A 20,537-nucleotide genomic window follows, 5' to 3' on the forward strand; every position below is an offset into this window, starting at 1 on the left:
CTCCTTGAAGGATCGATCAGAAGTCGTAGCGACCGGTGACGCCGAGGGTGCGCGGCGTGCCGAGCAGGCCTTCATAACCGCCGTTGCCGCCGGTCCACAGGGTCGTGTAGTAGGTTTTGTCGAAGGCGTTTTTCAGCCACAGCGAGACGTCCCACTGACCCTGATTGAAATCACCGCGCAGGCCGGTGGAGAGATTGACCACCGCGTAACTCGGGATCTGGCCGTAGTCGGAATCCTCGACGGTGCCCACCGCTTTGGAGCGGAATGCGTAGCTGCCGGTGACGTAAGGTTGCAGCCCGTTGGCCAGATTCCATTCGTATTTGCCGTTGGCGTTGCCGATCCATTTCGAGGCACCGACGACCTGATGACCGCTGAGGTCGCAAGAGGCCGGAGCCCCCGGTGCCAGGCTGACTTCCGGCGGGCACGGCGCGTCTTTGTACGAGAGGTAACTGACGTCGTTGAACGAGCCGTTGAAGTTCAGGGTCAGGCCACGCAGCGGGATCACGGTGCTTTCGAATTCCACACCACGCGAGCGCACAGAACCGGCATTGGTCAGGTATTGCACGCGGTTGACGTCATCGTAGGCGTTGGTCTGGTAAGCGTTGACCTGCGTCCAGAACACGTTGGCGTTGAGCTGCAAGCGGCGGTCCCACAGGGTGCTCTTGAAGCCGAGCTCGGCGTTGTTGGCGCGCTCGGTGCCGATCAGCAGCGAGTCGGCGCCAGCGGTCGGAGCGGAACCGACCACGAGGTTGACCCCGCCGGATTTTTCGCCGTGGGACAGCGTGGCGTAGCCGAGCAGATCATCGGTGATGCGATAGCTGAGGTTGAGCAATCCGGATGGGCTGGAGCTGTACTGGTTGAGATCGCCAGAGTCGTAAGCGCCGGTACGTCCGCGTCGTGCAGTGGCCGCTGCACCGGTGACAGCGGCGCCACCGACCGGTGCATCGCGAGTGACCCAGGCATTCTTCTCTTCATAGGTGCCGCGCACCCCGGCGGTGAAATCCAGGCGTTCGGTGAGGTGCCAGGTGCCTTGGGCGAACAGGGCGAAACTGTCGGTCTTGATGTGACCATTGCCGACGCTACCGACATTGGCCAATGCGCCCCGCGGCGTGCCGTTCCAGATGTCGGCCTGCGGGCCGTAATAGGCGAAGGATTTGTTGTCCAGATCCGAACCGAAGTAGTACGCGCCTAGCACGTAATCAAAGAACTCCCCCTTGGGCGATGCGAGGCGAAATTCCTGCGAGTACTGTTTGTCCTCGACGGAAACGCCAGCGTTGTAGGTCGCCGCGACATTGAGGCCATCGTCGTTGGCCGGAGTGAAATTCCAGAAGCGGTACGAACTGATCGACGTCAGGGTGAAGTCGCTCGGCAGCGTCCAGTTGGCCTCCACCGACGTGCCGCCCTGATGCACCGTGACGTGCTGGTCGTTGTCCAGATTGACCTTGCGGTGCGAACCGTTGACCAGCGTCGCGCCGGCGGCGTTGGCCCGCGACTGATAGAGGTTGACGCCGTTGATGGTCGGCCCGGTGTTGTACAGCACGCGGGTGCCTGCGCTGGAGTCCTCTTCGTTGTAGTCACCGATCCAGCGCAGATTGAAAGCTTCGTTGGGCTTGAACAGCAACTGCGCACGGAAGCCGTCGCGGGAGCCGCCGTTCAGGTCATGACCGTTGAATTCGTTTTTGATGTCGCCGTCGCTGCGGGTGCGATAAGCGGAAATGCGCCCGGCCAATTGATCGTTGAGCGGCCCGGAAAGCGTGCCCTTGGTCTGGAAATAACCGTCCTCGCCGACCGAGGTTTCGATGCTGCGCTCCGGGGTGAAACTCGGCGCGCGGGTGCTGATGTTGATCACCCCGGCGGTGGTGTTTTTGCCGAATAAAGTACCTTGCGGCCCGCGCAAGACTTCGAGCTGTTCGATGTCCATCAGGTCGAACACCGCCATCCCCGGGCGGCCCAGATAAACGTTGTCGATGTACAGGCCGACGCTGCCTTCCAGACCGTCGCTGGCCGGGTTGTTGCCCAGGCCGCGAATCGACACGCTGGACTGGCGCGCATGCATGTAGGCGACGTTGACGCTGGGCACCAGTTGCTGCAGATCCTGAATCCGATAGACCCGCTGCGTCTCCAGGGTCTGGCCGCTGACCACGCTCATCGGCGTCGGTACATCCTGCGAACTTTCTTCGCGACGGCGAGTGGTGACCGTCACGGTTTCCAGTTGCGAAGTGGCGGTGGCGTTTTTGCCTGCCGGGGGCGGTACAGGGTTTTGAGCTTCATCGGCGTAACCCTGATTCCAGCTGGCACTCCCCGCCAGCAAAAGGGCCAGAGGCAAGCGTTTGAGCCGTCGTGGCGGCGGCGGTGAAGCGAGGTTCAACGGACTCATGGGGCTGCTCCTGGTCAAAAAACACGCTGACATCTTCCGTGCCGCATATTCTTTTAAGTTATTTATTTATGTTTTTACAAAGATTTACTGCATAAGAGATTGCCTTTATAAGGAGTCGACCTAATGCATATCCAATGCATTTCCCGGATATTTTTTATGTGAAAAATGCATATCGACTTGCGCCAGCTCAGACACTTCATCGCCCTCGCCGAACAACGCAGCTTCGTCGCGGGCGCGCAGGCGGTGAACCTGTCGCAGTCGGCCTTCAGCCGCAGCATTCAGGCGCTGGAACACAGCGTCGGTTGCCAGTTGGTGGATCGCGGGCGCAAGGAATTGCCGCCGACCAAACAGGGCCAGGTGCTGCTTGAACACGCACGGCGACTGGTCAGCGGCGCCCAGCAAATGGCCAATGAGATCAGCCAGTTCAACGGGCTGGAGGCGGGAGAGTTGCGCTTCGGTTGCGGCCCGGCGCCGGCGGCTGGATTGATCCCACGGGCGATCGGCAGTTTCATCGGCCGATACCCGAAAGCGCGGGTGCATTACCAGGTCGATGACTGGCAGAGCCTGAGCAAGCGGCTGCTGAGCGAAGAGTTTGAATTTTTCGTCGCCGACACCCGGCATTTCGAGGCGGATCCGGATTATCTGACCTACCGATTGCGGCCACGCAAATGGCATTTCTGCTGCCGCGCCGGGCATCCGTTGGCTGCTTTTGAGCGGGTCTCGGCCGAGCAATTGATGAGTTATCCACTGGCGGTCAGCATTCGCCCGCCGAATCTGCGCAAGGTCATCGTCGACCTCAGTGGCCGCCCGGATTTCATACCCAATGTCGAGTGTGAGAACAGCGCCAGTCTGCTCGGTGTAGTGCTGCGCTCCGACGCGATCGGCATCGTCGGTGCCTATTCGGATGCGCTGCATCAGGCCCGGGGTGAACTGGTGTGTTTAAAAATCGAGGGGTTGGCGGATGATCTCGAGGAGCTGTACACACGCTACGGAATTGTCAGTCGCGCCGGGTATCGGTTGTCGCCATTGGCCGAGGCGATGATCGAGCAAATCAAGGCGATTGATGCGGTGGATGAGGAGGTGTGCTCGCTGGCAAACCTCGCCGTCTGAGCCCATGCGTTTCATGCATCACAAGCATTCCCCGAATGCACTTGCCGAACACCCTCGCCGAAAGCGAAAAACCTCGCCTGTCTTTCTGACTGGTGAACCCCATGTCCAACCCGCAATACCCCGTGCGCAACGTGCTGTACATCATGTGCGATCAACTGCGCCGCGATTACCTGTCCTGCTACGGCCACCCGCACCTGCACACCCCGAACATCGATCGCCTGGCCGCTGCCGGCGTGCGCTTCAGCCGCGCCTACACCCAAGGCACGATCTGCGGGCCATCGCGGATGTCGGCCTACACCGGGCGTTACGTCAGCAGCCATCAGGTGGCGTGGAACGCCGTGCCGCTGCCGCTGGAAGAACTGACCATCGGCGATTACCTGCGGCCCCACGGCATTCGTACTGCGCTGGTCGGCAAGACCCACGCCACGGCCAACGTGGATGCCTTGCAGCGGCTGGCGATCAACCCTGAAAGCGCACAGGCCGAAGTGCTGAATGAAGTCGGCTTCGAGCCGTACTTTCGACACGACGGCATCTTCCCCGACGACCCGCTGTTCGATGACAAACGCGAATCCGCGCCGTACACCCGTTACCTGCGCGAGCAGGGGTTCGAGGGGCGTAACCCCTGGCACGACTGGGCCAACGCTGCCGAAGGTGACAACGGCGAAATTCTCAGCGGCTGGAAAATGCGCAACGCCCATTTGCCGGCGCGAATTCCCGAGCAACATTCAGAGACTGTCTACACTACAAATCGAGCCATCGACTTCATCGGTGAGCAAGGTGAAAAACCGTGGTTTTTACACCTGTCCTATATCAAACCCCACTGGCCATACATCGTACCGGCTCCGTACCACACTTTGTACAGTACGAAATCGATTCTCGAACCGGTACGTAATGCCTCTCCAAGCGACCACCCGGTCTATCAGGCCTTTCGCCAGCATGAAGAAAGCCTGAACTTCTCCAAAGACCCGGTACGACTGAACGTGATCCCGACATACATGGGCCTGGTCAAACAGGTCGATGATCAGTTGGGGCGGCTGTTCGATTTCCTGCAAAGCAACGGTCGCTGGGATGACACCTTGATCGTGTTCACCAGCGATCACGGCGACTTCCTGGGCGATCACTGGCTGGGTGAGAAGGAGTTTTTGCTGGAGCAAGCGGTGGGCGTGCCATTGATCGTGCGCGACCCGCGTGCGGCGGCGGACATCACACGGGGCACGGTGGACGAACGCCTGGCGGAAACCATCGACGGCGTGCCGACCTTTCTCGAAGCGCTGGGCGTGACAGGTGCCGAGCATCGACTGGAAGGTCGCTCGTTGATTCCATTGCTGCACGGCGAGAATCCCGACTGGCGCCGCTATGCGATCAGCGAATACGACTACGCCTTCCAGGCCCCGGCACGGGAGCGACTGGGCCAGCCGATCGACCGTTGTCGCATGACCATGGTGCGCAGCGAGCGCTGGAAATACCTGGCGTACGACGGCTTCCGGCCGCAGCTTTTCGATCTGTTGAATGATCCGCAGGAGCTGCAGGATCTGGGCGCTGATCCGGCGTATGCGGCGGTGCGCGAGGAGCATGCGGGGTATCTGTTCGAGTGGGTGCGTGGGCTGAAGCGGCGCACGACGATCAGTCATCAGGAGATTGATTTGCGTGGGCAGCGGTTTCGTTATGGGGAGCCGGAGACCGAGAAGCTCGTTCAGATTGGCGTCTGGTGAAAGGACTGCGGGCAAGCCGGATAGCCGGCTTGCCCGCGATGAGGTCTTATCAGACGCCGACGATTTCAGCGCCTTTGATGGTCTGGCTACGCTGCCCGCTCGCCCCGACCGGCACTTCCCCTTTGAGCGTCACCCGACGCACCACCCGGTCCTGAGTGCCGTAATCATCAATCGCGTAATGCTGCGTCGAACGGTTATCCCAGATCGCCACATCACCGGCCTTCCAGCGCCAGCGCACGGTGTTTTCCTGACGAATCACATGACTCTGCAACAAGCCGAACAGGTACGCCGAATCAGCCTGGGAGTAACCCTTGATGCGTTTGACGAAATGCCCCAGCAGCAAGCTTTTTTCGCCGCTGATCGGGTGTACGCGGACCACCGGATGCTCGGTCTCGTAAACCGTTGAGGTGAAGATCTTGCGATAGCGCTCAAGCTTCTCCGCCGACACGTCCGGCTTCGCCCCGGCGTAGTCGTATTCGTTGCTGTGCACGGCCACCAGTTTGTCCGCCAGCTCGCGCAATTCGGTCGGCAGTTCGTTGTACGCGGTCGCGGTGTTCGCCCACAGGGTGTCACCGCCGAATGCCGGAGCCACCACCGAGCGCAGGATCGACGCTTTCGGGTAGGCATCAACGAAGGTCACGTCGGTGTGCCAGGAGTTGGCTCGCTGCCCTTCGGCGCCATCCAGCTCCAAGAGATAACGAGTGCCCTCGCGGGACGGCACAGTCGGATGCGCCACCGGCTCGCCGAGCAAATGTGCAAAGGCTTCCTGGCGCTGATCGTCGAGCTGAGTCTGCTCGCGGAAGAACACGACCTTGTATTGCACCAGCGCCTGTTGAATGGCTTCAACCGTCGCGGCATCCAGCTCACCGGACAGGTGCACGCCACGGATTTCGGCGCCGATACGGCCGGCCACCGGATGAATCTCCAGCGCGTGGACAGCGGGTTTTACAGCGAGTGCGGCATTGCTCATGGGTAGACCCTCATCGACTGCTTGCGGTTGGACGGCAGCGAAACAACGCTCTATCTATATTCCATTTACATCTAATAGATATTCACATGCTTCGTTGACGGAATAAGAGCTTGCATTTAAAACCTCAAGCAACCCTCGTCGCAAATGCCTTCGAGCTATTTTTAGGATGCCGGAAAAGCATATGGATCTTCGCCAGTTGCGCTACTTCATCGCCCTCAACGAACACCGCAGTTTTGTCCGCGCGGCCGATGCCATGGGCATCACTCAACCGGCGTTCAGCCGCAGCATTCAAGGGCTGGAGCAGGAGTTCGGCTGCGTGCTGGTGGATCGCGGCAACAAGGATCTGCGCCCCACGCCCGAAGGCCAGGTGGTGCTGCAACACGCCCTGACCCTGGTGCAGGGCGCGGCATTGCTCAGCGCCGAGGTGACGCAGATGACCAAGCTGGACGCCGGCGAACTGCACTTCGGTTGCGGACCGGCGCCGGCGGTGAAACTGGTGCCGGATGCGGTGGCGCAATTCATCAATGCGCACCCGAAAGTGCGCACCTGTTTTCAGGTGGATAACTGGGAAAAACTCAGCCGCGCCCTGAGCCGCGAGGAGATCGAGTTCTTCATCGCCGACATCCGCCATTTCGAATCCGACCCGAACTTCCAGACCCAGCCGCTGACACCCAAGCGCGGGGTGTTTTTCTGCCGGCCGGGGCATCCGCTGCTGGCCAAGGAAAGCCTGTCGACCAACGACATGTTCGACTACCCGCTGGCGACCACGCTGATCCCGCCGGGCATTCGCAAACTGCTGGCAAACCTCAGCGGCCGGATCGACTTTTCCCCCACCATCGAGACCGAGCATTTTCCGGCGCTGGTGAAAGTAGTGCTGCAATCCAACGCGATTGGCGTGGGCACTGAAGAGGCGTTTGTCGAGGACATCGCCCAGGGCTCACTGGCGCTGCTGCACTGGCGCAACCTGCCGCAGAATCTGGAAAGCATGAATGCGCGGTGCGGGATTGTGAGCCGCACGGGATTCCGGCTGTCACCGGCGGCGCGGGCGATGATCGAGACGTTGGTGGCGGTGGATAAACAGGAAATCAGTGTCGCGGTTTAAGGATCCTTCCCACGCTCAACGTGGGAAGGATCACATCACTCAGAGCTTCGCAGCCGCCAGCTCAGGCGCCACCCACTCGTTCACCTTGAACGGCTTGCGGATCAGCTTCTGCTGCGCCGCCAGATCCACCTTGCCCTGCAGGTTCTCGAGGAACAGAGGATCCAGTGTCGACGGGAACACTTCGCTCAGGTTCTGATCCTTCAGATCCTGAGTCAGGATGACCGGCGGATAGCTCGCCAGCCCCGAAACCAGTTGCACGTAGGCGTCCTTGTTGCTGTCCTGAGTCAGCCACTCTACCGCCTGTTGCTGCGCCTTGAGCAGCTTCGCCACGGCTTCCGGGTGCCCGTCGACAAACTTGCCGGTACCCACCAGCACCGACTGCACACTGCCGGCACCACCGAGGTCCTTGGTGTTCAGTGGCAACTCGGCCAGGCCCTTGGCCTGCAAGGCGGTGAGCCCGGAGCTGCCCCACGACGCATCGATCTGCTTCGCCGCCAGCGCGGCAACCGCTGCGTTGAAATCGAGGTTGATCACCTTCACGTCCTTCTCGCTCAGGCCCACGCTGGCCAATGCCGCATCGAACGACAACTGGGTCGCGGTGCCCCGGAAGATCGCCACGCGCTTGCCCTTGAGATCCTGCAACGTTTTGATCCCCGAACCCGGCACCACGCCCAGGTATTGCTTCACACCCCGGGCGCTGGCGCTGAGCAGACGCGTATCCAGCCCGTTGGACTTGCCGATGATGGCCGCCAGATCACCCAGATACGCCAGGTCCACCTGGCCGTTGGCGAACGCCTCATTGATCACCGGCCCGGCGCCCTTGAAGAAACTCCACTGAATCTTGATGCCCTGATCGGCGAAGGCCTTTTCGAAGATCTGCTGATCGCGCAGCACGTCCACGATGCCCCCGCCGCTGTGCTGGGTGCTGGCGCTCAGATCAGGCACGGCGATCCTGATTTCCTTGAGTTCGTCGGCCTGGGCAGAGAACGCCAGCAGACCCGCCAGTGCCGGCGCGGCAAACAGGCTGATGACACGTTTGAAGGGAAGGTTCATGGGTGCGGCTCCTGATCACGGCGGGCATTGAGGAGCCGAAAGTAGGCGCAATCCGTACCAGCGCTTAAATACTTAAAAAGCACATTTTTATAGCTTTTAAAGCTAAGCCAGCAAAGTCGGGACATACAGGCCGGTATGCATGGAGAGCATCGAAAATATTCTTCGAATGCATTGGATGCGTGCAGGGCTGGAGGCCTTAAATGGCGCTGCTTATCTCCAAAATGATTATTTTTTAATTTACTTATAACAATTGGTTTTTAGCTAATTCCGCTGACTCGATCCAACCCGACAACGGAGGTCACCCATGGCCCGTGAATCCCTGCTCAGCCTGCCACTGGCCGCACCGCCGTTGAAAAACCGGCGCACTTGGCCAAGCCTGAGCCACCGCGTTTTACCCTGGCTACTGCCGCTCGGGCTGTTCGCCCTGTGGTGGCTGGCGGCGCGCAATCAATGGATGAGCGAACAGATTCTGCCGGCGCCATCGCTGGTGTGGAGCAGTGCCGTCGAGCTGTTCCAAGGCGAGTTGTGGAGTCACTTGTGGATCAGCCTGCAACGACTGTTCTGGGGCCTGCTCGCCGGGATCTCGGCTGGTGCCGTACTCGGTGCAGCGCTGGGCTTCAGCCGTCGCCTCGAACGCCTCATCTTTCCGACCTTCGCCGGCCTGGCCCAGGTGCCGACGCTGGCGTGGATTCCGCTGTTCATGGTGTTTTTCGGTATCGGCGAAACACTGAAACTGGTGGTGCTGGTCAAGGCCATCGTGGTGCCGGTGACCCTGCACACACTGGTCGGCGTGCGTGATGCGCAACCGAAACTGCGTGAAGCCGCTGCCGTATTGCGCCTGCCGCCACGCCTGCTGATTCGCCGACTGGTGCTACCCGCCGCCCTCCCGGCGTTCATGGCCGGCGTGCGTCTGGCGCTGGCCGCTGGCTGGACTTCATTGCTCGCGGTGGAACTGCTGGCCTCCAGCGAAGGCATCGGTTACCTGATGGTCTGGGCGCGGCAGCTGTTCATGCTCGACATCGTGTTCGTGTGCATCGTGGTGATCGGCCTGATCGGCGTGGCGATGGATCGCGGAATCGGCCTGCTGGACAAAAAACTCGTGCACTGGCCGCACCCGGCCACGGCAGAAATTCGTCGCGGGCCGCGCCATGAAGGCTGGCAGCGTGTGCAGCCGTGGCTGTTGCCGCTGGGGTTGTTTGCGCTGTGGCAACTGGCGGTCGATCAGCAATGGGTCGACGCCAACATTCTGGTCAGCCCGTTGGCGGTGCTTGAGGCGACGAAAAACGGATTGCTCGATGGCACGTTGATCTCGGGCATGGCCCTGAGCCTGGGTCGCACACTCGGCGGCCTGTTGATTGGCGGCGGCCTCGGCCTCGTTCTGGGTTTGCTGCTGGGTCTTTCGCGCACCAGCGAACGCGTGCTCGGCCCGACTCTCGCCGCGCTGCGGCAGATCGCGATTTTCGCCTGGGTGCCGCTGTTGACCGCATGGTTCGGTCTGGGCGAGTTGGCCAAGTGGGTGTTCGTCGCCCTTGCCGCGTTTTTCCCGCTTTTCATCGCCACCCAACGCAGCGTTGCCAACCTTTCGCCGCAACTCAATGAAGCCGCGCAGGTGCTGCGCCTGAGCCTCACTCAACGACTACGCCGACTGGTATTGCCGGGCGCCGCGCCGGGGATTTTCGCCGGGCTGCGCCTGAGCCTGATCTACGCCTGGCTCGGCACCATCGGCGCCGAATATTTCATGCCGTCCAACGGCGGCATCGGCAGCCAGATGATCGGCGCCCAACAACTGCTGCGCATGGACCTGATCATGGCCGGGATGCTGCTGGTCGGCCTCACCGGCGCCCTGCTCAACCTCATTGGCCAACGCCTGGAAATCCGCGCCACCCGCTGGAGACACGCATGAACGCACCGATTGTCAGCTTCACCCACGTAGGCAAATCCTTCGACGTCGACGGTTTCGAACTGGAGGCGATCCGCGAATTCAACCTCGACATCGCCGAGGGCGAATTCGTCGCCATCGTCGGCTCCAGCGGCTGCGGCAAATCCACTCTGCTGCGCTTGCTGGTGGGCCTCGACACACAGTTTCGCGGGCAGATCACGGTCGATGGCAAAGCCGTCAGCGGGATCGGCGGCGAACGCGGCATCGTGTTTCAGGAACACCGTTTGTTCCCGTGGCTGACGGTGGCCGACAACATCGGCCTGGGCCTGGTCAACGAGCCGCTGGCTGCCTCCGAAAAGCAGCAACGCATCAACGACTTCATCGAACTGGTGGGCCTGCGCGACTTCACCCGCGCCTACCCGCATCAACTCTCCGGTGGCATGGCGCAGCGCGTGGCGATTGCTCGCGGGCTGGTGGCGAGCCCACGGATCCTGCTGCTCGACGAACCCTTCGGCGCCCTCGACGCGCTGACCCGCCAGCAGATGCAGGACGAGCTGCTGGCGATTCGTGAACGGGCAAAAATCACCACGATTCTGGTCACTCACGATGTCGAGGAAGCGATTTTCCTCGCTGATCGCGTGGTGGTGATGGAACCGCGCCCCGGCCGGATCAAACAAGTGGTGGACATCGCCCTGCCCCATCCGCGCCAGCGCAGCAGTTTTGACTTCCATCAGTTGCGCGAAGAACTGCTGCACGAACTGACCAGTGATGACCATTACCAACCGAGCGTGCCGGTACAGATCCGTGATCTGCCGTTGTCGTTCATTGCCTGCTGAACAGGAGCCTGTTGATGCCGCAACGTCCCAACTTTCTGGTGATTCTGGCCGATGACCTCGGCTTCTCCGACATCGGTGCCTTCGGCGGCGAAATCGCCACGCCGAACCTCGATGCCCTGGCCAACAACGGCCTGCGCCTGACCGACTTTCACACTGCACCGACCTGCTCGCCGACCCGCTCGATGCTGCTCACCGGCACCGATCACCACATCGCCGGCATCGGTACCATGGCCGAAACGCTGACGCCGGAACTGATCGGCAAACCGGGTTACGAGGGTTACCTCAATGATCGTGTCGTCGCGTTGCCGGAGTTGCTGCGCGAAGCGGGTTACCAGACCTTGATGAGCGGCAAATGGCACCTGGGCCTGACCGCCGAACTGGCGCCCCACGCCCGTGGCTTCGAGCGCTCGTTCTCGCTGCTGCCCGGCGCCGCGAACCATTACGGATTCGAACCGACCTACGATGAGCACACGCCGGGATTGCTGAAATCCACCCCTGCGCTGTACATCGAAGACGACACTTTCATCGACGAATTGCCCAAGGATTTTTATTCCTCCGACGCTTTCGGCGACAAGCTGTTGCAGTACCTCAAGGAGCGCGATCAGAGCCGGCCGTTCTTCGCTTACCTGCCGTTTTCCGCGCCGCACTGGCCGTTGCAGGCACCCGCCGACATCGTCGAAAAATACCGTGGCCGCTACGACGCGGGCCCCGAAGTCTTGCGCCTCGAACGTCTGGAAAAACTCAAATCGCTGGGGCTTATCGAGCCGGATGTCGAGCCGCATCCGCTGATCCAGCTGACCGCGCAATGGGCTGCGTTGAGTGATGAGCAGAAGCAGATTTCCGCGCGGGCGATGGAGGTCTACGCCGCGATGGTCGAGCGCATGGACTGGAACATCGGCCGCGTCGTCGACTACCTGCGCCAGCAAGGCCAACTCGACAACACCTTCATCCTGTTCATGTCCGACAACGGTGCCGAAGGCGCGCTGCTGGAGGCTTTCCCGAAATTCGGCCCGGAGCTGGTGACCTACCTGAGCCAGCATTACGACAACAGCCTCGACAACATCGGCCGCGCCAATTCCTACGTCTGGTACGGGCCGAACTGGGCGCAGGTGGCGACCGCGCCGTCACGCCTGTTCAAGGCGTTCACCACCGAGGGCGGGATTCGTGTTCCGGCACTGCTGCACTATCCACAGCTGCCGTTGAAGGGGCAGATCAGCCATGGTTTCGGCACGGTGATGGACATCACGCCGACCATCCTCGATCTGGCCGGCGTGCGCCATCCGGGCAAGCAGTGGCACGGCAAACCGGTGGCGCCGTTGCGTGGCAAATCGTGGCTGGGTTTCTTGTCCGGCGAAACGGCGCAGGTGCATGACGAACACACCGTTACCGGCTGGGAACTGTTCGGGCGCCGGGCGATTCGGCAGGGGCAATGGAAGGCGGTGTGGATCCCCGGGCCAGTGGGGCCGGCGACCTGGCAGCTTTATGATCTGGGCAGTGATCCGGGTGAGATTCATGACCTTGCGTCGAGTCAGCCGCAGAAGCTTGAAGCGCTGATCGAGCATTGGCAGCGGTATGTGGAGGAGACCGGGGTGATTTTGAGTGAGTCGCCGTTTCAGCCGGATTGAGGGTGACGGATGCCCGCTATCGCCGGTTGGCCGGCGATAGCTTCGAATACCTTCAAGCCTGAGCCGTCTGCACTTCTTTCTGCACCACCTCTTCTTTGCGAACAAACCGGTTCGCCCGTCCAAACGTCCCGAAATCGTTGAACCGAACCCCCATCTCCCGCATCACCTTGTGCGCCACCGGCACCGTCAGCTGGCGAATGTAGAACGGCTCCTTCACCACAAAATGATGAATCCCGTGACTGCTGCCGAAGTTGAAGCAGAACGCCTGCAACGGCCAGAGCCACCACGGATTCAACACCTGGCACTGCTGCAGCACATTGCCCGCTTCGATGTCGCCGTAGTAATGCATGTTCGAACTGATGAAGTGCAGGCAGAAGGTGCGCAACACGTTCGGCCCGATGATGACCACAGCGGCGATGTCGATCACTTGCATCACCGACAACGTGGTCGCTGACCATTCAATCGGTGAGCCCATCAAGTAAGCGATGCCGTTGGCCGCATGGAAGCCGAGAAACACATACCACGCACCCCAATGCACCAGCGCCAGCGGCGCGTAGACCTTCAGCGAACGCTTGATGATGCTGAACTTGTGCGTCCATGTCCTGGCCCGCAGCATGCGGATGAACGCCGACATCACGTTGTCGCCGACCATCAGCAACCGCGCAAAACCCCAGGGTTCACCGTTGGTGATCGCCCGCTCTTCCATGTCGGTTTCGGTGCCGGACACCTTGTGGTGATTGAGGTGCAGATGACGACGGATCCACGGGTTGATCGTACTCGGCCGCGCCAGCCACACCAGGCCCATCATCAGATTGTGCGGCACGCGCTGTTTGCGGAAATACATGCTGTGAATCAGGTCGTGTTCGAGCTCATGGGTCAGCGAAGCAAAAAACGCGTTCAGCAACAGGCATACCCACCAAGCCATGTGCCCGCTGATGTAGAGCGCCGCCGAACCGATCATCCCGGCCAGCGCGAAGGCCAGAATCCCCGCGCCGAGGGCGTCCTGATGGTTGAGAATCGGGTAGCGCTCACGCAGCTCGACGCCTTTGGCCAGCACCACTTCGCGAATATGCGCTGATCGCTGGGCAGCATTGTGTCGCTGGGGACTTGCAGAAGTACGGTCCATGCTTCCATCCTCTGGTTATTGATGTTCGCATCCTGCCCTGTGCAAGTTCCGAACGCGGTAGCCGAGAACGCCAACCTGTTGACCGGAAGCGCCAATCAGCATGAAGGAACCGACTTCTCTCGCCAGCTGGACCCGTGCCCTGCGCAAGCAACTCGAAGCGCTGGGGCTGGACAGCACTGCCCTGTGCCAGCAGGCCGGGCTCGATCCACAATTGATGGACGACCCGAACGCCCGCTATCCGTTGTCCGCCACCACGCGCCTGTGGGAAATCGCGGTGCAGGTCAGCGGTGATCCGGCGATCGGTTTGCGCGTGTCGCGATTCGTCAGCCCCACGACATTTCACGCGCTGGGATACGCGTTGGTGGCCAGCGGCAGCCTGCGGGAAGTGTTCGAGCGGATCGTGCGTTATCACCAGGTGGTCAGCGACGCGCTGGAGCTTGAGCTGACCCGCACCGAAGACCGCTACCGGTTTCGCCTGAAAATCCCGGCCGACAACCCGGCCCCGGCGTTCGAAGCCATCGACGCCTTCGCCGCAATCTACGTGCGCACCTGCCGCAATCGCCTGGGCCGAGACTACGCGCCACTGGCGGTGTATCTGCGTCGGCCTGCACCGGCCGATGAGCACCAGTGGCACAAAGTGTTCCGCTCACCCGTGCATTTCGCCGCCGAAGAAGACCGCATCGAATTTGCCCTCACCGACTTCGACAGCCACCTCGACGACGCCAACCCGGAACTGGCCGAGCACAACGAAGCGGTGCTCAAGCGCACCCTCGCCCAGCTCAAGCCGCTGACCTGGGAGCGCAAGGTGCGCGACGCCATCGAAGAACAACTGCCCGAAGGCGAACCCAGTGCCGAACGCATCGCCCAGGCCTTGCACCTGAGCCTGCGCAGCCTGCAGCGGCACTTGGCGGACGAGGGTTGTCGCTTCGACACGCTGCTGAATGAGAGCCGCGAGAACCTGGCGCTGCTGCACCTGCGGGATCCGCACTGCTCGTTGAGCGAGGTCAGTTATCTGTTGGGGTTTGCTGATACGAGCAGCTTCAGTCGCGCGTTCAAACGCTGGACGGGGATGACGCCGGGGCAGTTTCGGGATCAGTTGCGTTGAGTTTCAAACGGTAGCCAGCGCTCGCAATCGCGCAGCGTCGAGGATTTCGATTTCGCCATAACTCAAGCCGATAATCCCCTGCCCCTGCAGCTCCTTGAGGATCTGGTTGGTGGTCTGGCGCGACAGCGACAGCATTGATGCCAGTTGCTCCTGAGGCAGTTGCAGCACCCGGCGTGGCGGATCGAGTTCGCCGTAGCCTTCGGCGATCATCAGCAAGCGATGAGCCAGACGCGCCGGGGCCGGTAGCAGGCTCAGCTGTTCAAGGTTGATGAAGGTCAGACGCAGTTTGTGGCTCATCAGCAAGGCCAGATGCCGCCAGTAAACGGGGTGTTCGTCGAGCAGCTTCAGTAGCGTGGCCTGAGGAATGTTCAGCAGGGTGCAAGGACCGACCGCATAAGCATCGTGGGTGCGTGGCTGACCGTCGAACAAGCAAATTTCGCCGAACCAGTGCGGCGCCTCCACCAGGCTCAGCAATGCCTCCTTGCCCTGCTCGCTGACCGCGCCGATGCGCATCGCGCCGTCGAGTACCGCATATAGCCCGCACGGCGCATCGCCGCGCTGGAACAGCCTCTGCCCCGCCGCCAGCCGCCGCTCCTTGGCCGCCGCCAGCAGACTATCCTGAAAGGACGAAGGCAGATGACTGAACCATTGCCCGGTCAGCAGGCGCTCGCGCCAGACCTTATCCATGCGTTCTCCTAAAGATTGTCGCCTGCCTGACAGAGCGAACCGTTTACCCGGGGCATGATTCGATCACCCTACAGGAGGAACAACAATGAAAAGCCTCGTCGATCATTTGAGTCAATACGCCGCTTACCACCGTGACCCGCGCAACATCGCCAGCCACTTTATCGGGATTCCGCTGATTGTGGTGGCGGTGGCCGTGCTGTTGTCGCGGCCGGAATGGTCGGTGGGTGGGTTGTGGATTTCCCCGGCGGTGATTGCCGCCCTCGCTTCGGCGTGGTTTTACCTGCGACTGGAAGTGAAACTCGGTGTGTTGATGACGGCGCTGATGGGGCTTTCCGTCTGGGCCGGGCATGCTTTGGCACAGCAAAGCACCCTGGTCTGGCTGAGCAGCGGCCTGGCGATGTTTGTGATTGGCTGGGTAATCCAGTTTGTCGGGCACCACTATGAAGGGCGCAAACCGGCGTTCGTCGATGACTTGAGCGGGTTGATTGTCGGGCCGCTGTTTGTGGTGGCCGAGTTGGCTTTCATGCTCGGGATGCGTCATGAGCTGAAAGAGCAGATTGAAGCGCGGGCGGGTGTGGTGCGGGTCAATCCGAATCGTGCGGCTGTCTGAATACAGGCTGATTCGCTCGTTCCCACGCTCTGCGTGGGAATGCATCCCGCGGCGTTCCCACGCAAAGCGTGGGAACGCGCAAGATCAAACGTTGGCGACTTTCTGCCACACCTTCGGCTTGAAGAACAACGTCTCCCCCTTCGCCAACCCGGTCAGGCTGTCGTGGTCTTTCACCACTTCCGCCTCGATCAGATCCGTCTGACCTTCAACCTTCAACGTCACCCGCGTGGTCGCGCCCAACGGACGGATATCGCGAACTTCAGCGGCGTGGTGATCCTCCAGCTCATGCCGCGACAGCGACACTTCGTGTGGACGGAACAGCACGTGGTTGTCATCGCCCAGATGCAGACGGTTCGAATCGCCGAGGAAGTGATAGACGAAATCGCTGGCCGGGTTTTCGTAGACATCGCCCGGTGAGCCAATCTGCTCGATCACACCCTTGTTCATCACCACGATACGGTCGGCCACTTCCATCGCCTCTTCCTGGTCGTGGGTCACGAACACCGAGGTCAGGTTGATGTCTTCGTGCAGACGCGCCAGCCAGCGGCGCAGCTCTTTGCGCACCTTGGCGTCGAGGGCACCGAACGGCTCGTCGAGCAGCAGCACTTTCGGTTCTACCGCCAGGGCGCGAGCCAAAGCGATACGCTGACGCTGGCCGCCAGACAGTTGCTCCGGATAACGATCCGACAACCAGTCCAGTTGCACCATGTTCAGCAGCTCGTGAACCTTGGTCGCGATCTGGCTTTCGCTCGGGCGCTGGTTTTTCGGCTTCATGCGCAGGCCGAATGCGACGTTGTCGAACACGGTCATGTGGCGGAACAAAGCGTAGTGCTGGAACACGAAACCGACGTTGCGATCCCGTACGTCGTGGCCGGAAACATCTTCGCCGTGGAACACGATGTTGCCGTTATCCGGGGTTTCCAGACCGGCAATAATGCGCAGCAAAGTGGTCTTGCCGCAGCCGGACGGGCCGAGCAGCGCCACCAGCTCGCCGCTGTGGATATCCAGGCTGATGTTGTCCAGCGCCTTGAACGCGTTGAAATTCTTGCTGACGTTACGCACTTCGATCGACATGAATTATTCCTCCGCGGCGCTGGCGCGCAGGCGGTTGATACGGTTTTCGCTCCACTGCTTGAGCAGCAGGATGAAGAGCGCCAGGATCAGCAACAGGCTCGCCACGGCGAACGCGGCCACGTGGTTGTATTCGTTGTAGAGGATCTCGACGTGCAGCGGCAAGGTGTTGGTCACCCCGCGAATGTGCCCGGAAACCACCGACACCGCACCGAACTCACCCATGGCCCGCGCGGTACACAGCACCACGCCATAGATCAGGCCCCATTTGATGTTGGGGACGGTCACGTGCCAGAACATCTGCCAGCCATTGGCGCCGAGCAGACGCGCGGCTTCCTCTTCCTGAGTGCCTTGTTCCTGCATCAGCGGGATCAGCTCACGGGCCACGAACGGCACGGTGACGAAGATCGTCGCCAGCACGATGCCCGGCAGGGCGAAGACGATCTGGATGTCGTGATCCTGCAGCCACGGCCCGAACAGGCCCTGGGCGCCGAACATCAACACATAGACCAGACCTGCGATCACCGGCGACACCGAGAACGGCAGGTCGATCAGCGTCACCAGCATACTCTTGCCACGGAACGAGTATTTGCTCACGCACCACGCGGCGCTGACACCGAACACCAGGTTCAGCGGCACCGAAATCAGCACGGCGATCACCGTGAGTTTCAGCGCCGACAGGGCATCCGGCTCAAAGATCGCCGTGAAGAAGGCGCCCAGGCCGTTCTTCAAACCCTGCGACACCACGATGAACAGCGGCAACAGCAGAAACAGGAAGAAAATCAGCCAGCCGAGGCCGATCAGGATTCTGCGCGAAGTGGCGCTGCCACGGCGGGCGGCGTTGGCCGAGGAAGCGGCCGCAATAGACGATTGGGACATGGTTCGCGCCTCCTTATGGGGTTTCGATGCGCCGCTGCAGCAAGTTGATCAGCAGCAACAGGACGAAGGAAACCACCAGCATCAACACGCCGATGGAGGTAGCGCCGGTGTAGTCGTACTGGTCGAGCTTGACCATGATCAGCAGCGGCAGGATCTCGGTTTTCATCGGCATGTTACCGGCGATGAAAATCACCGAACCGTACTCGCCGACGCCCCGGGCGAACGCCAGGGCAAAACCGGTCAGCCAGGCTGGCAACAGCGCCGGCAGCAGAATGTGGCGGAACACCTGCAACGGCTTGGCACCGAGGCAGGCGGCCGCTTCTTCGACTTCACGCGGAATGTCGGCCAGCACCGGCTGCACCGTGCGCACCACGAACGGCAGGGTCACGAAGGTCAGCGCCAGAGTGATCCCGAGCGAGGTGTAGGCGATCTTGAAACCGAGGTCGGCGGCGAACTGCCCGACCAGCCCGGTCGGCGTGTACAGCGCAGTGAGCGCGATACCGGCCACTGCGGTCGGCAGGGCGAACGGCAGATCGATCATCGCGTCGATCACCTTGCGCCCCGGGAACGTGTAGCGCACCAGCACCCAGGCCAGCAACGTGCCGATGATGCCGTTGATGATCGCGGCGCACAGCGCAGTGCCGAAGCTCAGCTTCAGTGCGGCGAGTACGCGGGGCGCGGAGATGATCGTCCAGAACTGATCCCAGGTGAGTTGGGCGGCGTGGACGAACATCGCCGCCAGCGGGATAAGCACAATCAGGCTGAGGTACACCAAGGTGTAGCCCAGCGTCAGCCCGAAGCCGGGTATGACGGGGGAGATACGACGCGACATAAAAGTCCTTGGTTTGAGAACGCGCAAAGCCCCGAACATAAATCCGGGGCTCGTTTTAGGCTATTGAAACTTACTGCGCCTGATAGATCTGGTCGAACACGCCACCGTCGTTGAAGAATTTCGGCTGTGCGGTTTTCCAGCCGCCGAAGTCCTTGTCGATGGTCACCAGTTCCAGTTTCGGGAACTGCTGGGCGTACTTGGCTGCCACGTCCTTGTCACGCGGGCGGTAGAAGTTCTTCGCCGCGATTTCCTGGCCGGCCGGGCTGTACAGGTGCTTGAGGTAGGCTTCGGCGATCTGCTCGTTGCCCTTCTTCTCGGCGTTCTTGTCGACCACCGCCACCGGTGGTTCGGCGAGGATCGACAGCGAAGGCACGACGATGTCGAACTTGTCCTTGCCGCCGTCTTCTTTCAGCGCCAGGAAGGCTTCGTTTTCCCAGGCCAGCAACACGTCACCCTGACCGTTGTTGACGAAGGTGATGGTCGAGCCACGGGCGCCGGTGTCCAGAACCGGAACGTGCTTGAACAGGGTCTGCACGTATTCCTTGGCTTTGGCTTCGTTGCCGCCGTTGGCTTTCAGGCCGTAGGCCCACGCCGCAAGGAAGTTCCAGCGTGCACCGCCGGAGGTTTTCGGGTTCGGGGTGATCACCGAGACGTCGTTCTTGACCAGGTCGCCCCAGTCCTTGATGCCTTTCGGGTTGCCCTTGCGCACCAGGAACACGATGGTCGAGGTGTACGGGGTGCTGGCGTCCGGCAGACGCTTCTGCCAGTCGGCCGGCAGGGTCTTGCCGAGCTTGGCGATTTCGTCGATGTCGCCGGCCAGGGCCAGGGTCACGACGTCGGCGCGCAGACCGTCGATCACCGCACGGCCTTGCTTGCCCGAACCGCCGTGGGATTGCTGGATTTTCACGGTGTCGCCGGCATGCTCTGCCTGCCAGTACTTCACGAATTCGGCGTTGTAATCCTGATACAGCTCGCGCGTCGGGTCATACGAAACGTTGAGCAGTTCGTAATCCTTGGCAACCGCGGAACCGGCAAACACAGCGCTGGCCAGGGCGGCCAAAGCGTAACGGCGAATCGACGACATGGTGAAAGCTCCTGGAATTCTTGGTGGTGGCTTTTTCTTATGTATTGCTGGAATCGGGTTGCTCATTCAACGACCGCAGCCTGTGGCAGCTACTGCCAACAGCTCCCCGCAGGAGCTGCCGCAGACTACGAATCAGGCCGGTTTGTTACCCGGTTGCTGCAGACGGAATTTCTCTTTGCGTTCGATCTGGACCACTTGGGCGTTGTGCACAGTGATTTCCACCGCGCCGAAACGCAGGTCGCGCAAGGCGCTCTGGATTTCGCGCAAGATGGTGGTTTCGTCCTGACCGTCAACGCTACGCAGGGATGCGCTCATGGTGCTGCTCCTTTGTATGGGATATGCCTGGCAGTGGGCGGCACTGCGTTCGGCGTGGGAGCAATATAAGAGAGGCGCGGATATTCTTAAAAAGACTATTTAAGAATGTTTATATAACTGGAATAACATTATGTGATGCAGCAAGGGTTTGCGGCGGATTTGCC

18 protein-coding genes are annotated in these 20,537 nt (G+C 61.1%); 8 read left to right on the forward strand and 10 right to left on the reverse strand.

What is annotated here, in order from left to right:
* Positions 1-16: 16 nt before the first annotated feature.
* Positions 17-2,377, reverse strand: a complete 2,361-nt coding sequence (locus AC1RMX_RS09095; protein ID WP_493071532.1) for a TonB-dependent receptor — start codon at positions 2,375-2,377, stop codon at positions 17-19.
* A gap of 165 nt (positions 2,378-2,542) precedes the next feature.
* Here AC1RMX_RS09095 and AC1RMX_RS09100 point away from each other — a divergent pair, with 165 nt between their 5' ends.
* Together AC1RMX_RS09100 and AC1RMX_RS09105 are read left to right on the forward strand one after the other, a co-directional pair.
* Positions 2,543-3,487 (forward strand): LysR family transcriptional regulator, encoded by a 945-nt coding sequence (locus AC1RMX_RS09100; protein ID WP_096821871.1) that lies wholly within the window; start codon positions 2,543-2,545, stop codon positions 3,485-3,487.
* Between the two features lie 101 nt (positions 3,488-3,588).
* Positions 3,589-5,199, forward strand: a complete 1,611-nt coding sequence (locus AC1RMX_RS09105) for an alkaline phosphatase family protein (RefSeq protein WP_493071534.1) — start codon at positions 3,589-3,591, stop codon at positions 5,197-5,199.
* 49 nt (positions 5,200-5,248) lie between these two features.
* On the opposite strand, the gene AC1RMX_RS09110 is transcribed toward AC1RMX_RS09105, so the two are convergent.
* Positions 5,249-6,169, reverse strand: coding sequence for a TauD/TfdA dioxygenase family protein (locus tag AC1RMX_RS09110; protein WP_493071536.1), 921 nt, complete (start codon positions 6,167-6,169; stop codon positions 5,249-5,251).
* A gap of 181 nt (positions 6,170-6,350) precedes the next feature.
* Here AC1RMX_RS09110 and AC1RMX_RS09115 point away from each other — a divergent pair, with 181 nt between their 5' ends.
* Positions 6,351-7,271: a LysR family transcriptional regulator gene (locus tag AC1RMX_RS09115; protein WP_039764497.1), complete on the forward strand. Its 921-nt coding sequence runs from the start codon at positions 6,351-6,353 to the stop codon at positions 7,269-7,271.
* A gap of 39 nt (positions 7,272-7,310) precedes the next feature.
* Here the strand turns inward: AC1RMX_RS09115 and AC1RMX_RS09120 are convergent, their stop codons facing one another.
* Complete coding sequence (locus AC1RMX_RS09120; RefSeq protein ID WP_493071538.1) at positions 7,311-8,324, reverse strand: ABC transporter substrate-binding protein; 1,014 nt, start codon at positions 8,322-8,324, stop codon at positions 7,311-7,313.
* A gap of 304 nt (positions 8,325-8,628) precedes the next feature.
* Here AC1RMX_RS09120 and AC1RMX_RS09125 point away from each other — a divergent pair, with 304 nt between their 5' ends.
* From AC1RMX_RS09125 to AC1RMX_RS09135, 3 genes are read left to right on the forward strand one after another with little or no spacing between them, the layout of a single operon-like run.
* A complete protein-coding gene (locus tag AC1RMX_RS09125) occupies positions 8,629-10,227 on the forward strand; it encodes an ABC transporter permease (protein WP_493071540.1) in 1,599 nt (532 codons plus the stop codon).
* Positions 10,224-11,039 carry an ABC transporter ATP-binding protein gene (locus AC1RMX_RS09130; protein WP_096821867.1) on the forward strand — a complete coding sequence of 272 codons (816 nt, stop codon included), beginning with the start codon at positions 10,224-10,226 and terminating at the stop codon, positions 11,037-11,039. Before AC1RMX_RS09125 ends, AC1RMX_RS09130 begins: the two co-directional genes overlap by 4 nt.
* Positions 11,040-11,053: 14 nt before the next feature.
* Positions 11,054-12,664 (forward strand): arylsulfatase, encoded by a 1,611-nt coding sequence (locus tag AC1RMX_RS09135; RefSeq protein WP_493071542.1) that lies wholly within the window; start codon positions 11,054-11,056, stop codon positions 12,662-12,664.
* A 52-nt stretch (positions 12,665-12,716) separates the two neighbouring features.
* Here the strand turns inward: AC1RMX_RS09135 and AC1RMX_RS09140 are convergent, their stop codons facing one another.
* A complete protein-coding gene (locus tag AC1RMX_RS09140) occupies positions 12,717-13,790 on the reverse strand; it encodes a fatty acid desaturase (RefSeq protein ID WP_096821865.1) in 1,074 nt (357 codons plus the stop codon).
* A gap of 100 nt (positions 13,791-13,890) precedes the next feature.
* Between AC1RMX_RS09140 and AC1RMX_RS09145 the strand changes: the two genes are divergently transcribed.
* Positions 13,891-14,895 carry an AraC family transcriptional regulator gene (locus AC1RMX_RS09145; RefSeq protein WP_096821864.1) on the forward strand — a complete coding sequence of 335 codons (1,005 nt, stop codon included), beginning with the start codon at positions 13,891-13,893 and terminating at the stop codon, positions 14,893-14,895.
* 3 nt (positions 14,896-14,898) lie between these two features.
* Here the strand turns inward: AC1RMX_RS09145 and AC1RMX_RS09150 are convergent, their stop codons facing one another.
* The gene (locus AC1RMX_RS09150; RefSeq protein WP_493071545.1) at positions 14,899-15,582 is read right to left on the reverse strand and encodes a Crp/Fnr family transcriptional regulator; all 684 of its coding nucleotides are present in this window, start codon (positions 15,580-15,582) and stop codon (positions 14,899-14,901) included.
* Positions 15,583-15,667: 85 nt separating this feature from the next.
* Between AC1RMX_RS09150 and AC1RMX_RS09155 the strand changes: the two genes are divergently transcribed.
* Positions 15,668-16,192: an Mpo1-like protein gene (locus tag AC1RMX_RS09155; protein ID WP_273539818.1), complete on the forward strand. Its 525-nt coding sequence runs from the start codon at positions 15,668-15,670 to the stop codon at positions 16,190-16,192.
* An 84-nt stretch (positions 16,193-16,276) separates the two neighbouring features.
* Here the strand turns inward: AC1RMX_RS09155 and AC1RMX_RS09160 are convergent, their stop codons facing one another.
* The 5 genes from AC1RMX_RS09160 to oscA all read right to left on the reverse strand — a co-directional run bounded on the left by AC1RMX_RS09160 (position 16,277) and on the right by oscA (position 20,373).
* Entirely contained in the window at positions 16,277-17,266 is a 990-nt protein-coding gene (locus AC1RMX_RS09160; protein ID WP_102620559.1) for a sulfate/molybdate ABC transporter ATP-binding protein, read from the reverse strand.
* A 3-nt stretch (positions 17,267-17,269) separates the two neighbouring features.
* Positions 17,270-18,142 carry a sulfate ABC transporter permease subunit CysW gene (gene cysW, locus AC1RMX_RS09165; RefSeq protein WP_064361637.1) on the reverse strand — a complete coding sequence of 291 codons (873 nt, stop codon included), beginning with the start codon at positions 18,140-18,142 and terminating at the stop codon, positions 17,270-17,272.
* Between the two features lie 13 nt (positions 18,143-18,155).
* Positions 18,156-18,974: a sulfate ABC transporter permease subunit CysT gene (gene cysT / locus AC1RMX_RS09170; RefSeq protein ID WP_493071548.1), complete on the reverse strand. Its 819-nt coding sequence runs from the start codon at positions 18,972-18,974 to the stop codon at positions 18,156-18,158.
* A gap of 70 nt (positions 18,975-19,044) precedes the next feature.
* Positions 19,045-20,058: a sulfate ABC transporter substrate-binding protein gene (locus AC1RMX_RS09175; RefSeq protein ID WP_096821860.1), complete on the reverse strand. Its 1,014-nt coding sequence runs from the start codon at positions 20,056-20,058 to the stop codon at positions 19,045-19,047.
* A gap of 132 nt (positions 20,059-20,190) precedes the next feature.
* Positions 20,191-20,373, reverse strand: a complete 183-nt coding sequence (gene oscA / locus AC1RMX_RS09180) for a sulfur starvation response protein OscA (protein ID WP_085733386.1) — start codon at positions 20,371-20,373, stop codon at positions 20,191-20,193.
* Positions 20,374-20,537 lie beyond the last annotated feature (164 nt).

The organism is Pseudomonas sp. GW822-FHT03F04 (assembly GCF_058801405.1).

What these genes read in the sequence shown, in the direction of transcription:
- AC1RMX_RS09095 (WP_493071532.1), bottom strand. Translation starts at nt 2,377, where the DNA reads ATGAGTCCGTTGAACCTCGCTTCACCGCCGCCGCCACGACGGCTCAAA.
- AC1RMX_RS09100 (WP_096821871.1), top strand. Translation starts at nt 2,543, where the DNA reads ATGCATATCGACTTGCGCCAGCTCAGACACTTCATCGCCCTCGCCGAA.
- AC1RMX_RS09105 (WP_493071534.1), top strand. Translation starts at nt 3,589, where the DNA reads ATGTCCAACCCGCAATACCCCGTGCGCAACGTGCTGTACATCATGTGC.
- AC1RMX_RS09110 (WP_493071536.1), bottom strand. Translation starts at nt 6,169, where the DNA reads ATGAGCAATGCCGCACTCGCTGTAAAACCCGCTGTCCACGCGCTGGAG.
- AC1RMX_RS09115 (WP_039764497.1), top strand. Translation starts at nt 6,351, where the DNA reads ATGGATCTTCGCCAGTTGCGCTACTTCATCGCCCTCAACGAACACCGC.
- AC1RMX_RS09120 (WP_493071538.1), bottom strand. Translation starts at nt 8,324, where the DNA reads ATGAACCTTCCCTTCAAACGTGTCATCAGCCTGTTTGCCGCGCCGGCA.
- AC1RMX_RS09125 (WP_493071540.1), top strand. Translation starts at nt 8,629, where the DNA reads ATGGCCCGTGAATCCCTGCTCAGCCTGCCACTGGCCGCACCGCCGTTG.
- AC1RMX_RS09130 (WP_096821867.1), top strand. Translation starts at nt 10,224, where the DNA reads ATGAACGCACCGATTGTCAGCTTCACCCACGTAGGCAAATCCTTCGAC.
- AC1RMX_RS09135 (WP_493071542.1), top strand. Translation starts at nt 11,054, where the DNA reads ATGCCGCAACGTCCCAACTTTCTGGTGATTCTGGCCGATGACCTCGGC.
- AC1RMX_RS09140 (WP_096821865.1), bottom strand. Translation starts at nt 13,790, where the DNA reads ATGGACCGTACTTCTGCAAGTCCCCAGCGACACAATGCTGCCCAGCGA.
- AC1RMX_RS09145 (WP_096821864.1), top strand. Translation starts at nt 13,891, where the DNA reads ATGAAGGAACCGACTTCTCTCGCCAGCTGGACCCGTGCCCTGCGCAAG.
- AC1RMX_RS09150 (WP_493071545.1), bottom strand. Translation starts at nt 15,582, where the DNA reads ATGGATAAGGTCTGGCGCGAGCGCCTGCTGACCGGGCAATGGTTCAGT.
- AC1RMX_RS09155 (WP_273539818.1), top strand. Translation starts at nt 15,668, where the DNA reads ATGAAAAGCCTCGTCGATCATTTGAGTCAATACGCCGCTTACCACCGT.
- AC1RMX_RS09160 (WP_102620559.1), bottom strand. Translation starts at nt 17,266, where the DNA reads ATGTCGATCGAAGTGCGTAACGTCAGCAAGAATTTCAACGCGTTCAAG.
- cysW (WP_064361637.1), bottom strand. Translation starts at nt 18,142, where the DNA reads ATGTCCCAATCGTCTATTGCGGCCGCTTCCTCGGCCAACGCCGCCCGC.
- cysT (WP_493071548.1), bottom strand. Translation starts at nt 18,974, where the DNA reads ATGTCGCGTCGTATCTCCCCCGTCATACCCGGCTTCGGGCTGACGCTG.
- AC1RMX_RS09175 (WP_096821860.1), bottom strand. Translation starts at nt 20,058, where the DNA reads ATGTCGTCGATTCGCCGTTACGCTTTGGCCGCCCTGGCCAGCGCTGTG.
- oscA (WP_085733386.1), bottom strand. Translation starts at nt 20,373, where the DNA reads ATGAGCGCATCCCTGCGTAGCGTTGACGGTCAGGACGAAACCACCATC.